The organism is Paenibacillus sp. FSL P2-0121 (genome assembly GCF_037975345.1).
Taxonomy (GTDB): domain Bacteria; phylum Bacillota; class Bacilli; order Paenibacillales; family Paenibacillaceae; genus Paenibacillus_AQ; species Paenibacillus_AQ odorifer.
On sequence record NZ_CP150245.1, the window covers coordinates 3006226 to 3021995 of the forward strand.

16 protein-coding genes and 1 riboswitch are annotated in these 15770 nt (G+C 43.7%); of the genes, 10 read left to right on the forward strand and 6 right to left on the reverse strand.

Going from position 1 to position 15770, the window contains the following annotated elements; all coding sequences use genetic code 11:
* Positions 1-3 precede the first annotated feature (3 nt).
* The 10 genes from MKY54_RS13200 to MKY54_RS13245 all read left to right on the forward strand — a co-directional run bounded on the left by MKY54_RS13200 (position 4) and on the right by MKY54_RS13245 (position 10539).
* Complete coding sequence (locus MKY54_RS13200) at positions 4-1323, forward strand: extracellular solute-binding protein (RefSeq protein ID WP_076218212.1); 1320 nt, start codon at positions 4-6, stop codon at positions 1321-1323.
* A gap of 17 nt (positions 1324-1340) precedes the next feature.
* Complete coding sequence (locus MKY54_RS13205) at positions 1341-2939, forward strand: response regulator (protein WP_076125936.1); 1599 nt, start codon at positions 1341-1343, stop codon at positions 2937-2939.
* A gap of 14 nt (positions 2940-2953) precedes the next feature.
* On the forward strand, positions 2954-4150 hold the full coding sequence (locus tag MKY54_RS13210) for a hypothetical protein (protein WP_339190702.1): 1197 nt from the start codon (positions 2954-2956) through the stop codon (positions 4148-4150).
* Positions 4151-4293: 143 nt separating this feature from the next.
* Complete coding sequence (locus MKY54_RS13215; protein ID WP_076125939.1) at positions 4294-5358, forward strand: fatty acid desaturase; 1065 nt, start codon at positions 4294-4296, stop codon at positions 5356-5358.
* Positions 5359-5515: 157 nt separating this feature from the next.
* Complete coding sequence (locus tag MKY54_RS13220) at positions 5516-6652, forward strand: sensor histidine kinase (protein WP_076125940.1); 1137 nt, start codon at positions 5516-5518, stop codon at positions 6650-6652.
* The gene (locus tag MKY54_RS13225; protein ID WP_036686291.1) at positions 6652-7254 is read left to right on the forward strand and encodes a response regulator transcription factor; all 603 of its coding nucleotides are present in this window, start codon (positions 6652-6654) and stop codon (positions 7252-7254) included. The genes MKY54_RS13220 and MKY54_RS13225 overlap by 1 nt, the downstream gene beginning before the upstream one ends.
* A gap of 571 nt (positions 7255-7825) precedes the next feature.
* Positions 7826-8911: an aspartate-semialdehyde dehydrogenase gene (gene asd / locus MKY54_RS13230; protein WP_038570412.1), complete on the forward strand. Its 1086-nt coding sequence runs from the start codon at positions 7826-7828 to the stop codon at positions 8909-8911.
* Positions 8912-9034: 123 nt separating this feature from the next.
* Positions 9035-9433 (forward strand): hypothetical protein, encoded by a 399-nt coding sequence (locus MKY54_RS13235; protein ID WP_339190705.1) that lies wholly within the window; start codon positions 9035-9037, stop codon positions 9431-9433.
* 116 nt (positions 9434-9549) lie between these two features.
* Positions 9550-9732, forward strand: coding sequence for a DUF3934 family protein (locus MKY54_RS13240; protein ID WP_076218200.1), 183 nt, complete (start codon positions 9550-9552; stop codon positions 9730-9732).
* A 114-nt stretch (positions 9733-9846) separates the two neighbouring features.
* Positions 9847-10539, forward strand: a complete 693-nt coding sequence (locus MKY54_RS13245) for a pseudouridine synthase (protein WP_339191190.1) — start codon at positions 9847-9849, stop codon at positions 10537-10539.
* On the opposite strand, the gene thiE is transcribed toward MKY54_RS13245, so the two are convergent.
* The 6 genes from thiE to MKY54_RS13275 are packed head-to-tail and all read right to left on the reverse strand — an operon-like array spanning position 10520 to position 15342.
* Complete coding sequence (thiE, locus tag MKY54_RS13250; RefSeq protein WP_339190707.1) at positions 10520-11185, reverse strand: thiamine phosphate synthase; 666 nt, start codon at positions 11183-11185, stop codon at positions 10520-10522. The two genes, MKY54_RS13245 and thiE, sit on opposite strands and share 20 nt — an antisense overlap.
* Positions 11166-11996, reverse strand: coding sequence for a bifunctional hydroxymethylpyrimidine kinase/phosphomethylpyrimidine kinase (gene thiD, locus MKY54_RS13255; protein WP_339190709.1), 831 nt, complete (start codon positions 11994-11996; stop codon positions 11166-11168). The genes thiE and thiD overlap by 20 nt, the downstream gene beginning before the upstream one ends.
* A gap of 23 nt (positions 11997-12019) precedes the next feature.
* Positions 12020-12814 carry a hydroxyethylthiazole kinase gene (gene thiM, locus MKY54_RS13260; RefSeq protein ID WP_076183472.1) on the reverse strand — a complete coding sequence of 265 codons (795 nt, stop codon included), beginning with the start codon at positions 12812-12814 and terminating at the stop codon, positions 12020-12022.
* A gap of 41 nt (positions 12815-12855) precedes the next feature.
* Positions 12856-13893: an ABC transporter substrate-binding protein gene (locus tag MKY54_RS13265; protein ID WP_339190712.1), complete on the reverse strand. Its 1038-nt coding sequence runs from the start codon at positions 13891-13893 to the stop codon at positions 12856-12858.
* Positions 13890-14666, reverse strand: a complete 777-nt coding sequence (locus tag MKY54_RS13270; protein ID WP_081387718.1) for an ABC transporter permease — start codon at positions 14664-14666, stop codon at positions 13890-13892. The genes MKY54_RS13265 and MKY54_RS13270 overlap by 4 nt, the downstream gene beginning before the upstream one ends.
* Positions 14647-15342 carry an ABC transporter ATP-binding protein gene (locus tag MKY54_RS13275; protein ID WP_179086241.1) on the reverse strand — a complete coding sequence of 232 codons (696 nt, stop codon included), beginning with the start codon at positions 15340-15342 and terminating at the stop codon, positions 14647-14649. The genes MKY54_RS13270 and MKY54_RS13275 overlap by 20 nt, the downstream gene beginning before the upstream one ends.
* Before the next feature lie 198 nt (positions 15343-15540).
* Positions 15541-15644, reverse strand: a riboswitch (TPP riboswitch).
* Positions 15645-15770 lie beyond the last annotated feature (126 nt).

The following is a 15770-nucleotide window of genomic DNA, read 5'->3' on the forward strand; positions in this document are numbered from 1 at the left end:
TGGATGTGGTTATATCTAGTGCTGATTTCGGGTGCGGTTTTATTTATAACTTTAGGAAAGCAAGAACCCATTGAAGATGATTCACCCGAGAAAATCACATTAACTTTCCGTCATTTCTGGATTAAAGAGCATGATCGGCCACTGTTGACTATTTATGAAGATATCGTGGACAAATACCAGTTAGAGCATCCAAATGTGAAAGTTAACTTTGAAGGTGTGGATCAGACGTTGCACCGTGATCAAAAGCTGAAGAACGAGATGGTTACTGGCACCCCGCCAGATATGTTTGTTTTGTTCGGTGGAGCGGAAATTGAGCCCTATGTGCGCTCTAAGCGTCTGATTGATCTGACGGATTTCGTCCGGGAGAATGCGCTAACCAATCAATTCAAGGATCTGGATCTCTGGACCTTTGACAACCATATTTATGGCTTGCCCATTGAAGGGAATGCTGAACCTTTATATTTTAATAAAACCATATTCGAAAAGCTCGGTTTGAAGCCGCCAGAAACGCTGCAAGAGCTTGATGCTGCCATACTAAAGCTGAAGTCGGCAGGATATATTCCATTTGCACTTGGCAACGAGGATCGTTGGCCCGCAGGAATTTTTGCACATTATTTAATGGATCGTTATGCCGGCGCCGACTTGATCGAGAAGCTGATCACTGGTGAAGATCAAGACAGCTTTCAGAATGAGGCGTATTTAAAGGCTTTTCAGCACTTGGAGCAATGGATCAAAGAAGGTGCCTTCAGTACGAAATCGAATGCGTTATCCACAGAAAATGCGGTGGGACTATTTACGAGCGGCAAGGCTGCGATGTATCTGAACGGAAACTGGGATATCAATTTATTTGCTGGAACAGCAGCTCCTACGGATTTTCAAAATGAGGTAGGTGTTATTCCGTTTCCCACATTGAAGAAGGGGGAACAACCTTCGATTGCCGGCGGTTATACATTTGGCATCGGTCTTTCCTCCGAACTAAGCGGAGCGAAGCGGGAGGCTGCACTCGATCTCATGAAAGCTTTTTACACCCAGGAGGTTCAGACTCGGATTGTATATGAAGGGTTGAGAATTCCGTCCATGCGCATCGCCTTTGATCCTGAGAAGACAGGACCCGTATTCGCGCAAGTTATGAATATGATGGAAGTTAACCGCAAGAGCTTTGTCCCTTATGATAATGTATTGTCACCAGAAGTGAAAAAAACGTTCCTGAGTGTTATAGAACAGATGATTAACGGAGAAATGTCTGCTGAGCAAGCGTTAAAGCAAGTGCAGGCATCCTCCATTCAATATTGGAATTTGATCCAAAGCTCAAGTGTACAATGATGCTGGAGGTGCAGGGAATGGATGAGTTACAAGAGAAATATAAAGTAATAATCGTGGATGATGAGCCGATTATTCTTCGTAGCTTAAAAGCAGCCATTCCATGGAATGATCTTCAGATGGAGATTGTGGGAGAGGCCCGAAATGGAGAATTAGCTCTCCGCTTGATAGAAGACACTTCACCACATATCGTGATTAGTGATATTCGCATGCCCGTAATTGACGGGATTACGTTGATGAAGGAAGTATTGTCTAAAAACCCGAAGCTGGTGTTTATTTTTATAAGCGGTTACGGAGAGTTCGAATATGCAAGAGAAGCATTACGTCAAGGCGCTTTTGATTATTTATTGAAGCCGATCGATCATGATGAACTGGTTGAAATGCTAAACCGCGCCAGAACCAAGCTGGATGAACAGAAGCAAAATGATCAGCTGATTCATTCTGTGCAGATGCTGTCACTGCTTGCACGTGAACGTCTGTTTGCAGAAATCACTTTGGGAAATGCAAGGCCGCTTGAGCATCTGAAATGGCTGGAGAACAGTGAACTGGAGAGCGGATATTTTATGGCTGTTGTCCAGTTAGATGACTACACCACACTGAGCAGTCAATGGAGTGTAGAAGAAAAACGGCTATGGCTGTTTGCAATCCGCAATATTGTGGAAGAATGGTCACTGGAGCATGGCGTGCTGACGGTTTTCCCGTTTCATAATGGAGAGTGGATACTACTGTTCCCTGGATCTTTAAGCGCCAGCAGGAGAGAACTTGGTGAACATTTGATAGCGGGAATCAAGAGATACTCCAAGCAGTCTTGTTCCGTAGGCATCAGCCGCACCACACAAGGCATTGATCAATTAAGTACGGTTTACCCTCTGGCCGCGAAGGCCTTATATCAACGGTTCTATTCGGGGCTTGCCGGGGTCTTTATTGATGAAGAGATATCGTTCCCAAGCAGTAAAGAGGTGAAATACCCAAAAGAGCTGGAAACCGCGCTGATTGAAAGTATACGTACCTTAAATAGAGACCGGATGTGGTCTTTATTTGATGAGCTTGCTTTATTTATTGAGTCACAAGCTGTTCCTAAGGATATGGCTGAACGTCTTCTTGTTGAATTGATCGTTGTGTTGTACAGAAATTATGAGTATTTGAATATAAATTCAGATTGGTCCTTGCATGGATTACTTAGCAAGATGCACAATCTCGGCACTTTAAATGAAGTGATCTCTGCTCTGAAAGAAGAGTTTGGTGTGCGATTGGAGCAAGGGAACAAGCCTGTGAACCGCGAGGATACGCGTAGCGCCATCGAGAAAGCGAAACGTTATATTGAGAGTAATTACCATAAAGATTTAAGTATTGAGGAAGTAGCGGAGCTGGCTGATCTCAGCATCAGTCATTTCTGCACTTTATATAAGCAAATAACGGGATATACCTTTTTGGAGTATGTTACACACTGCCGGATGGAGAGGGCAAAGTATATTTTGCAGAGCAGCAACGTAAAAGTGTATCAGATAGCTCCTCTTGTCGGTTATCAGGACCCGCGTTATTTTACACAGGTTTTTAAAAAGGCTAGTGGTCAAACACCAACAGAATACCGAGAAGAGCATACTAAGCAGAGCCATTAACGAGGAGGTAAGGGATGGAATTTCATTTGGAGATGATTGTTAAGTGTTTAACGAACCACAAGCTGCAGAAATATTGGAAAGGGTTCGAGGCTGTTTCTTTTGCATTTTATAATAAGGATAACGTGTATCTGTACAATCATCCCAAATTCAAAACGGTAGGATATCATCCACATTTGCTTTCTTGGAGTAATGAATTCTCAGGAGATACCATCATCTTATATGAGGATCACCCTACAGCCATCGTTAATCTGGAATTACATGAAGAATTCGAAGACTTGTACGCCATTTGTGTACACGAATTATTTCACGGTTATCAATTCCTGATGGGAGAAGAACGTTATGCAGATGAATTATTGATGATTACCTACCCTTTATCCCTCGAAAATATGGAATTGCGGATTCAAGAAAGACATCATTTATATCTTAGTGTAATGGCAGCTACTATTGAAGAGCGTAATCACGCAATGTACAGATTTATTGCCATCCGTCAACAAAGAGAACAACTGCTTGGGGAGTACGTGCTAAATGAATATCTTATCGAAACGCTGGAAGGACCCGCTTGGTATGTTGAACTAAATGCCTATGCCGAAAAATCCACCCTACCTAATGAGGAAGTATTGCACAAATTCAGTTCGTATTTAATAGATGAACTTGAATCTTCGGCTAATATCAGAAGAAGCTGCTACGGTTCTGGTCTGTTTATATGTTTGCTGCTGGATGAGCTTCGCTCCGATTGGAAAGAAGAGTTTATGAAGTCGGAGTTAAGTTTATATGCGTTTTTTAAGCAATTTGTGGATCAAGTCGTCATTCCCTTCGAGGAGATATCCATCAGCAAAGAAACGGAAGATATTATGCAATCGGTCAAAACAATCAGGGAGAAGGAATTCATTGATTTTATTAGCCTTGAAGGGTACCACCTGTATATTGAAGGAGATATAAAATCTACGGGTTTTAATCCTATGGGTATTATTGGTGGAGATGAGAAATGCATTCATAAGAATAATTTACGAATCCAAATCAATGATGCGGAGTATTTTCTGGAAAAGCCAGTGATTAGCTACTATACAGCTGACCTTCGAAATATTAATAAACTCCACCTCGTACTAGATGAACCTCCAACTTTTAATAAAGATTCGTTAATCCTTAATGGAATTGGTGAGATCAAAGGTCAATACGAAGTGAAGGAAGATGGATGTTGGCTGCAATGCTAACGTAATTTAAATGAGAAGGAGAGTATGACATTTGTCATACTCTCTACTTGATGTTTATGACTTATAGGATGACACTTCATCACCTATACTTAGAGTAGATGAAAAGATCCTTAGCCGGACACATCAAGGAGGAAACGATATAGATGACTACAAAACAGACATCACAGCTCTCCAGCCTTAAAAAGAGTGTAGCCCCTTACGAGAAAAATGACCGCAACGCAAGTATAAGACAGCTCATCAATACTTTAGGACCACTTGTGCTGTTATGGGGCGGAGCTTATTTCTCTTTATCCGTTTCCTATTGGCTCACCCTTCTGTTAGCTATTCCTGCAGCAGGATTTGTAATTCGAACCTTTATTATTTTTCATGATTGCACACATGGATCGTTTTTTAAGAATCGTAAAGCGAATGATATTATCGGAACGATCACAGGTGTACTGACACTGGTTCCTTATCGGCAGTGGAAACATAGTCATTCCATTCACCACGCCAGCTCCAGTAATCTCGATAAAAGAGGGATCGGCGATATTTGGATTATGACGGTCGAGGAATACGCAGCGGCTTCCTTCTGGAAACGTCTATATTACCGGATTTACCGCAATCCCATCGTGATGTTTGGTCTTGGACCGATTGCTGTTTTTATGATTCAGTATCGTTTCAATGTTAAAGGTGCTAGACGCAAAGAGCGGATGAATACCTATTTGACGAATATTTCAATCGCAGCGCTTTATGGCTTGCTAATATGGGCGATTGGCTGGCAGGCATTTCTTATGGTGCAGTTGCCTGTAGCATTTGTATCAGGGTTTCTCGGCATATGGTTGTTCTACGTACAACATCAGTTTGAAGACTCTTATTTCGAGAATGAATCTGAATGGAGTTATGTGATGGCCGCGGTTGAAGGTAGCTCATATTATAAGCTGCCGAAGGTGCTGCAATGGATTACGGGCAATATCGGCTTCCACCATGTGCATCATTTAAGTCCAAAGGTGCCAAACTATAATTTGGAAAAAGCGCATAACGCGACGCCACCGCTACAAAAAGCAACAACGATTACGATTGGTACCAGCCTGAAGGCCCTTAATTTCCGTCTTTGGGATGAGGAAAATAAACGATTCATTAGCTTCAAAGAGATGAAGTCCATATTAAATAAACCGAAAACTGCAGGCGAGGTCCTGCAAGTTCATAAGCCCAGACTCCAGGGAGAATAATAGCTAATTGTAATCAAATAGCAGCAAAATGGAAGGTTAGAGCCGGAGAACTCATTCGCGCTCTAATCTTTTTTCTCTTTATTGTTGTGGTTCACCGGATTTTACCGGATTTATGCTAGAATAAGGTGAGTGGCATATGGCAAAAAGGAGAGCGAACATGCAGAAGTGGCATCATATTTTTCATAAAAGTACAGGTCTTAGCCCTTATGTATGGGTCGTATTTTATATTCTACCGTTTTATTTCATCTTTCGGTCCTCTTCTCCCTACCAGGTAGTTTCGGGAATCTTGATGATCGCTGTGTTTTTTGTTTGTTATGTGCTTTCTTTTGTCTCCAAGGGTTGGTTAGTTTATTTTTGGACGAGCGTGCAGATACTGGTCTCTATAACGATGACGTTGTTGTTCGGATATATGTATTTTGCGCTTTTTTTAGCCTTTTTCATTGGGAATATCCAGAACCGAGTTGGGTTCTTCACCCTGTACTCCATTCATTTGCTGACTACGATTATTACGATCAATTATGAGCTGCTGTCGCGTAATCCCGTATTTATCAGCCAGCTTCCCTTTGTGCTTGTCAGTATGATTGCAGTGATCCTGCTGCCAATCAGTACCTATAACCGGAATAATCAAGGGAAGCTGCAAGACCAATTGGAGGATGCTAATAAGCGTATTTCAGAATTGGTTAAGCTCGAGGAACGCCAGCGGATTTCACGTGATCTTCACGATACATTAGGTCAGAAGCTTTCGTTAATTGGTCTGAAAAGTGATTTGGCAGGAAAGCTTATCGACAGTAATCCGACGCAAGCAAAAGCCGAGATCAATGATGTACGCCAGACGGCAAGAAGTGCGCTGAAAGAGGTCCGGGAGATGATTACGCGAATGCGCGGCATTCGGCTTGAGGACGAACTCGTTCATATTCAGCAGCTTCTTGCGGCTGCGGAGATCGACTATGTTTTGCAAGGCAATCCTAAACTGTCTAACACTTCATTGATTACGGAGAATGTGCTCAGCATGTGTATTAAGGAAGCTGTCACAAATGTTGTGAAGCATAGTAATGCACAATCTTGCGCAATTATCATTGAACCCACACGCACAGATCTCATCATTAAAGTGAAAGATGATGGAACTGGCATCCCGGGCAATGATCTTTATTTTAAAGGACATGGGCTGCAAGGTATGCGGGAACGTCTTGAATTTGTAAATGGCTGTATGGATATCGTGCGAGATGAGGGGACTACGATAGTGATTAAGGTCCCAAATGCATTTAAGCATCCGGAACAGGAGGTAACCGTATAATGATTAAGATTGTAATCGCTGAGGATCAGCGAATGCTCCTTGGAGCGTTGGCATCTTTGTTGGATTTAGAAGAGGATATGAAGGTCGTGGGCCGGGCAAGCAACGGGGAAGAAGCTGTAGCGATGGTTCAGCAGCATAAGCCGGATATCTGTATTATGGATATTGAGATGCCAGCGATGAGTGGTCTCGACGCTGCGGAAGCGCTGAAGAATAGCGGCTGCAAAACGATGATATTAACCACCTTTGCCCGTGCGGGATATTTCGAACGTGCGCTCAAGGCGGGAGTTCATGCTTATCTGCTGAAAGACAGTCCTAGCGAAGAACTGGCACTTTCGATACGTAATGTGATGGCAGGCCGACGCATGTATGCACCGGAGCTAATGGATGAAGCCTACAGCGGTGAAGTAAATCCTCTGACTCAGCGGGAGAAGGAAGTACTTGGACTCATTGCCGACGGTAAAAATACAAAAGAGATCGCCAGCCAGTTGTACATTACCACGGGAACAGTCCGGAATTACATCTCAGTTATACTAGATAAGCTGGATGTAGGTAACCGCATCGAGGCAATCACTCGATTTAAGGAAAAAGGTTGGTTTAAGTGAGCGGGGGTAAGAAACGATTAGTTGGTTGAAGCAGCTTGTAAACGCTAATCGCTGATCGCAGAGCGCTGATTGCTAATCGCTGATTGCTGATCGCTAATCGCTGAACGCTAATCGCTGAACGCTAATCGCTGAACGCTAATCGCTGAACGCTAATCGCTGATTGCTAATCGCTAATCGCTGAACGCTGATCGCAGATTCCTGATTTATGCTCACCAATCGCAAATAGATGTATTTCCTACAACTATATGCTATAAAATGCTCTGCAGATGCGATTTAGTTGTATTTCTTACATCTAAAAGTTCACTTAGAGGGCATTTCCATTATTTTTCGGGGAAATAGTTGTAGAGAATGCAGTTAAAGAGTTGTCTAAGCAGAAAATATACTTATAATTGTACTGAGTGCAGCTATTTCCTTCATTAGTATTAGTGAAATTCAATATAATCCGCTAAAAATAAAATTTTTAATGTTATTTTGATGTTAACACTCGCCAAATGTTCCCGCGCCGTATATCATTAATTATCGGCCTATTATTCACAATAGGACAGTTAATCAAAAGGAAGTGTATTTTCTGATGTCAAGAAAGCTAAGAGCCGGCATAGTTGGCGGCACAGGTATGGTAGGACAACGTTTTATTGCCCTTTTAGAGAATCATCCTTGGTTTGAAGTAACTGCGATTGCTGCCAGTGCTAGATCTGCTGGAAAAACGTATGAAGAATCGGCCAAGGGCAGATGGAAGTTATCTACTCCAATGCCTGAGAACGTAAAGAATATTATGGTCCAAGATGCTTCTAAGGTAGAAGAAGTTGCTGCGGACGTGGATTTGATTTTTTGTGCTGTAGACATGAAAAAAGATGAGATTAAAGCGCTCGAAGAGGCTTATGCTCGCACCGGAACACCAGTAATCTCCAATAACTCAGCGCATCGCTGGACGCCTGACGTGCCTATGGTCATTCCTGAGATTAATCCGGAGCATCTTGAGGTTATTGCACAGCAAAGAAAACGTCTGGGAACAGAGACAGGTTTCATTGCGGTTAAACCTAACTGCTCCATTCAAAGTTATGTGCCTGCACTTCATGCGCTCAAAGACTTCAATCCATCTAAAGTGGTGGTCACCACCTACCAAGCCATTTCTGGTGCAGGAAAGACTTTTGCAGACTGGCCAGAAATGCTGGACAACGTGATTCCTTACATCGGTGGCGAAGAAGAGAAAAGCGAGCAAGAGCCTTTGCGGATCTGGGGAAGCGTTGAAGAAGAGGGTATCGTAAAGAGTGAAGCGCCAACGATTACTTCGCAGTGTATACGTGTGCCTGTAGCGGATGGACATATGGCTGCTGTATTTGTTTCTTTTGAGAAGAAACCGTCCAAAGAAGAGATTCTGAATCTCTGGAAGAGCTTTAAAGGACGTCCTCAGGAGCTTGAACTGCCTAGCGCACCTAAACAGTTCATTACCTATTTTGAAGAGGACAATCGTCCACAGACTAAGCTGGATCGTGATATCGAGAACGGAATGGGCGTATCGACGGGCAGACTTCGGGAAGATGCCCTCTATGATTACAAATTCGTAGGTCTCTCCCATAACACCCTGCGCGGAGCAGCTGGCGGTGCTGTGTTGATCGCTGAGCTTCTGAAAGCAGAAGGTTATATTCAACCGAAATAAGTCCATGCATGAGCTGCAAAGCTGATGTGAATAGACACCTCATCAAAGCTTAGTCTTTGGTGGGGTGTTTTTTAATGGATTGATTTGGTAAAATAAGTTATCATCTGAGAAGGAGGAATTTAATTGAAGAAGTACTTATTTACTTTTATTTTGTTGTCATTATCAATCTTTGTAACTGGATGTACATCATCAACTCAAGAGGTACAAGAGTATGGAGTATGTTCCATTAATGCTGAAATTCCTATTCCTAAAAAAGCCAAAGAAATCGAAGTGACAACAACTTCAAGTAACCCCAATATAAAAATAGGTGTAAAGTACGAATTGGATAATATAGGAGGAGAACAAGGTCTTTATCGGCCTGACGGCTATTTTAATAAATTAAACGATGTTGGATGGATAGAGCTGGAGGACAAGCGGTTAGGACATGTGCAATTTTTTGAAAAAAAGGACACCGTCATCGCCATCGAAATACATCAGGATACCTTTGATATTCATGAAATGAATAAAGATGCTAAATTCTAAACAGTGGCTAGTTAGATGAAGCATTTGTTATTACTTAAACAGAAAGGTTGAGAGTGTGGTAAGATAGGTAAAGTGTATAAACTATACGAATTCTGAATGACTGACGGAGTGATATGATGGGTGCAAAAAGTAAAGGTGGCGGCACAGGCAGAGGTACGGGGAGTAAAGGCTGGACACGCTGGAACAAAACAGCAAAACCAGTTAAACCTGCTAAAAGTGATCCAACGACGGGTCCAGGTGCTAAAGGTGCAAGTGGAAGCAAGGGCAGTAACGTGAAAAAAAGCGGAAGCACCAAATAGCTCCCTTAAACTGGGTTATTCCTGAAGGTTAACATCTGATTTTGATCGTTAAAATCAGGTGTTTTTTTATGACTAGAGGTAAGGTAAGTATATAGAATGAAAGTAGGATCAGCAGTGAGAATCGATAAATATATAAGCGAAACAGGCTTTTGTTCCAGAAGGGAAACCAAACGATTAATTGCAGCAGGTCGAATCGCTGTAAACGGTATTGTCTGTGAGGCGAACATTCTTATAGAGCCAGAGGATATCGTATGGATCGATGGGGAGCCGATAACAAGCAGTAAAGGGGAGCCAGTGTATCTCGCTTTGAATAAGCCGATAGGCATTACCTGTACAGCAGCCCCACATGTGGCTGGGAACATTATTGATTTTGTAGGGTATCCTTCACGGATCTTTGCGATTGGCAGATTAGACAAAAACTCGGAAGGCCTCATTTTGTTAACCAACGATGGAGAGATTGTAAATAAAATGATGCGTTCCGAGAATGGGCATGAAAAAGAATATGTAGTTCATGTAGACAAACCGGTTACGTCAGAATTCTTACAAGAGATGTCTAGCGGCGTGAACATTCTGGGAGTCACAACGAAACCTTGTGAGGTCTATCGGATCACAGAATGTCAGTTTAGAATTATCCTAACTCAAGGTCTTAATCTGCAAATACGCAGAATGTGCAAGGAGTTAGGATATAGAGTACTAAAGCTGGAGCGCATAAGAATTATGAATATTACATTAGACGGCTTGGAGCTGGGACAATGGCGGCATTTAAGCAGTGAAGAGCTGTATGAGCTTATGTTCCGCTTAAACTGACTTTGTCAACAAAGCCTCTGGCAGTTGTGGTAATATCTTCAGCTCCGGCAATCGCTGAGATAACAGAAATCCCATCCGCACCAGCTGTTAATACTGATGCAACATTTTGCAGCGTGATTCCCCCAATGCCAACCAATGGGATGGTAATGCCTTTATTTCTTAGTTCTTCAATCATCGCAGTGCCTTGAACAGCTTTGGCATCCTCCTTGGATGACGTAGGATAAATGGGACCCACGCCCAGATAGTCGGCTCCATCGGCAATCGCCTGCTGAGCTTCAGCGAAGGAGTGAGCGGATACACCAATGATTTTATTCTCTCCAAGTAGCTGGCGGATCGCCAATGCAGGTGTATCCTCCTGTCCTACATGAATTCCGTCCGCATCAAGTGCGATCGCTAAATCAATGTCGTCATTCACGATAAAGGGCACGCCATTGGTATGACAGATCTTTTGAAGTCGTCTGCCAAGATTAAGTCGTGCCTTATCGCTTAAGGACCCGGTACCCTTCTCACGGAATTGAAACATGGTTATGCCTCCAACAACCGCTTCCTGCAGCACCTTAACAGGAGCTTTACGGCAATTTACGCTGCCCATAATGAAATAGACTTTTAATAGATCTCGCAGATGTTCACTGTTCATTCGTTGCATTGTTTATCCCTCGCAGTCTGTTCTGATAAGCAAAATGATTGGTTGGTCCATGCCCAGCCCCTATGCCCAACTCGTCCTCAATCGCCGCTTGTATAAATGCTTTGGCAGTTTGAATGGCCTCAGCTACGGATTTGCCTTTGGCTAGCTCGGCGGTGACCGCTGCTGAATAGGTGCAGCCTGTACCATGCGTATGTCTGGTCTGAATCCGGCTACTCTCCAATAAGGTATATTCCTGACCATCATATAGAAGATCGGTTACGGCTGTGGTTGAGGTATCATGCCCCCCTTTTAGCACTACATATTTGGAGCCCATGCCATGAATGATTTTGGCTGCTTTTTTGCGTTCTTCGATGGTGGAGATCGTCATCTTTGTGATCATTTCGGCTTCGGGAATATTGGGTGTCGTCACCAATGCTAAGGGCAGCAGATGGCTGATTAAGGATTGAACCGCCTCCTGCAGCAGCAGTGTGGACCCTCCTTTAGCGACCATCACAGGATCAATTACAAGATTAGACCAGCCGTAATACTTAATTTTATCTGCCACAATGCGGATGATGTCGCTGTTAAATAACATCCCTGTCTTTACGGCATCTGGTTGCAGGTCAAGTCCTATAGAATCAAGCTGCTGAATTATGGCGTCCAGAGTCACTGGATAAACCCCTTGGACACCCAGCGTATTCTGCGCTGTCACAGCTGTGAGGACGGACATGCCATAGACAGAAAGCTCTTGAAAGGTTTTTAGATCGGCCTGAATGCCAGCACCACCGCCGCTATCGGAGCCGGCAATGGTTAGAGCTTTGGATATAATCATCGATTTCACTCCTTTGAGGGTCATTAACTGAGCTGTTTGATACTAGATCTTTCTAGGAAGACTTCTGGCGTGACCCATGTCAGTTGATTTAGAAACTCAACCTGAAAGCTTCCTGGCCCTTGACCAGTTGTTAGTTCAGCGGCGATTTCAGCGGCTACTCCATAGAAGGAGAGGGCTTCCACTGCAGCCTCCAACGAGGCACCTCCACTTACCGCGAGAAATGCACCCACAACAGCGCTGAGTAAGCAGCCAGTTCCTGTAACCTTCGTGAGAATAGGGTGACCGTTGCTGGCAATATAAGTGTTTTTTCCATTCGTGATCACATCGTCTTTTCCAGTTATGATGACCACACAGCTTAACTTCCTCGCAGCAGCTTCAGCCAAAAGGACTACATCGCCTTCGCCTTCGCCAGCATCCACCCCTTTAATGGACCAACTCTCTCCAATGACATTAGCGACTTCAGCTACATTCCCCCGCAGTGCGGTGATTTGCATCTCATTCACTAGCTTTTGAGTGACAGCGGTCCGATAAGAAGTTGCGCCTGCACCTACCGGGTCAAGCACTAGGGGAACCCCGTGTTTATTAGCGGATTTACCAGCGAGCAACATAGATTGAATGGCGTAGTCATTGAGTGTGCCTATATTTAGAACTACAGCAGACGACATAGCGGCGATGTCGATCACTTCTTCGTGGGCATCCGCCATAAAGGGAGAGGCACCCAGCGCCAACAGACCGTTGGCTGAGAAATTGGCTACTACAATATTAGTGATGTTGTGGATCAAGGGGTTGGATTCCCGTACTTTGGCTAAGTAACTCATCATAATTCCTCCTCAAGCTTGTATGAATAACTAACTAAACGTTACAGATTGATAAAAGCTTCCTGTGCTTTAATATCTTCTGGTAGAAGATCGTTGGTGGATAACCACAGCTGAACCTTTTCCCAAGATGTCGGGTCTTGATAACCAAAAGATTGATCGCCAGCATTCATCAGTGGCAGTAGAATCTCAAGACTTTTTTTCTCAATCTCCTTGTCGAGCGGTGAAGTTGCATCTTCATGTGCAACCAGTAAATCCAGGGCTTGTTCAGGATTCTGCTCCACAAATTCCTGTCCTTTTGTTATGGCATTTAGAAATTTTTTAAAGTAGGCTTCAGAATTTTGCAATCCTTGTTCGCTGGCCACCAGCACAAGCTCATAATAGTCAGGTACTCCGTAATCCGTTGGATTAAGCGAGGTGACCGGATGTCCCTCTTTTTCAAGGATCAGTTGTTCATGGTTGATGAACCCGCCCATTATTGCGTCCACTTGTCCTGTAGAGATCGCAGGGATAAGGTCAAAACCTACGTCAATTAGCTTGGCGGATGAAGGATCGCCTCCATCACTCTGGATCATTGTCCGAATCATTGCTTCATAGAGCGGAATGGAGGAATAGCCGATTTGTTTTCCTGCGAGCTCTTTGGGACTATGAATACTGCCTGCCTGAGGAACCATCAGATGATTCAGTGGATGCCGCACGATAGCTGCAATCGAACGTACAGGAATTTTCTCGCCGCGTGCCATAAGTACCTGAGGCTGATAGCTGAGCGCTAGATCAATTTGATTTGCTGCTACAAGCTTTAGGGCGTCATTGCTGTCCGCAGGCATTTTGATCTCGACATCCAAACCTTCCTCTTGGAAAAAACCTTGCTGTTGCGCAGCGTATAGAAAGGAATGAACGGCATTGGGATACCAATCAAGCATAATCGTCAGCTTGTGTGACTGCTTATTTTCGGTGTTGGAGGAACCAGTTTGGGAGTTGTTATTTAGCTTGTCTGCCTTCCCGCAGCTGCTTAAGAGCAAAAGTGTGCATACTAGAAATACAGAAATAAGTCCTCGTTGTGGTGATTTTAAATGATTCATTGGTTAGATCCTCTTTTCTTTAAAAATAATTGTTCGAGTAAAGCTATCGCCAGAAAAAGCACAACACCAAGCGCGGACAGCAGAAATACAGCCGCGAACATTTCATCGCTCTGCATATTTCCGGCCATTCTGCGGCTGAAGTAACCGAGTCCTTTACTGCCGCCGAGCCATTCCCCGATAGTAGCTCCGATGACGCAGTATACAATGGACAGCTTTAAGCCAGAGAAAAAAGCAGGCAGCGCCAGTGGAATTTGGGTTTTGACAAGCAGCTGCCAGCGGTTTGCACCAAATGTTAATAATAAGTCCTTGTAAGTCTGGCCACTTGTACGAAGTCCATCATATGTACTCACTACAACTGGAAAAAAAGCCGTCAAAAACACCACAGCCACTTTGCTCCACAGCGAATATCCGAACCACATAATAAAAATGGGCGATAGCGCAATTAATGGGACCGTCTGGCTAATGATAAGGAAGGGATAGATGGCCTTTTCTACGGGGCGAAACAGGAACATTCCAATACCCAGCAATACACCAAAAATCACAGAAAGGACAAAACCTATCAGTATCTCCTGCAACGTCGCTAATAAATGCTGTCCAAATAATAATTGCCTGTGCTCGATCAATGCGATGCCAATAGATGAAGGTGCAGGGAGAATAAAGGCTGGAATCAAGTGAAGGCGAACAGCTGACTCCCAGATTACAAGAATGAGCAGTACCAGAAGAAGGAAGGGACCATAGTTGTCTAGATGTTTTTTAAAAGGTATAGGTTGCATGCAATCTTCGCTCCAACTCTGCCCGTAGTGCTATAAACCGGGGTTCATAGTTCATCTTATAATGTCTTGGTTTTGGTAGATCGACAATGATCTCCTGTAATTCGCTGTGCGCACCGCCAGATAATAAATAAATCCGGTCACTGAGCAATAGTGCTTCTTCCAGATCATGAGTGATGAGCATAATCGTCTGATTCAGTTCACCCCATAACTCCAACAGCCAACGGTGTATCTCACGTTTGGTCATGGCATCGAGAGCGCCAAAGGGCTCATCCAGCAGCATAAGGCCACTTCCGCCTCCAGCCACTAAGGTGCGCAGAAATGCGACTCGCTGTTTCATTCCTCCCGAAAGTTCATGGGGATAAGCCTTCTCTACATCTGTTAAGCCGAAGCGGGCCAACATTTCCCGAATCTGAGTGATTGTTTCCTGTTTACTAAATCTGGGCATGATCTCCCAGGGCAAAAGGCAGTTGTCGAGCACTGTTCTCCAAGGCAGCAATAAATCCTGCTGAGGCATATAAGCGATCTGACCTAAACGACTAGCGGTTGAGGGGAGCGTAGGGAGTTTTATTTTTCCATGAGTAGGTTCGAGTAAACCGGCAACCGTTTTGAAAAATGTGCTTTTCCCGCATCCGCTAGCACCTACTACGGAGACGAATTCCCCTTGCCTGATATCCATGGATAGTTTTGCGAATACAGGGGGTTGTTCAGTTTCCGGAAAAGAGTAGGTTAGGCCTTGAATAGATAAAATGGTCGTGATGATCTAACCTCCTAATATTTTTGTGGAGCGCCTAAACAAATAAAGACCCATCCATTTCCAGAGGAAATGAATGGGTCAAAAAGTTCATTCTGCATAATAACACTTAACATGCTTGATGAAAATTCTGCTCCACTTCCCTCCGCTGGTATGATCCAGATCAGGTTCCAAGGGTCCGGAGCTTAAAGCTCCGTCTCAGTCGGCCGACTCCCCTAGTGAAATAACAGGTCCATATTAATTTGTTTATAAATATACCATATCTTTCTGAGAAGTAAAGAGAGAAAGAAGTGAAGGATTAATCCAAGATTGGGTAAGATATAAGTAGAAATCTAGTTAATATTACAATTCCG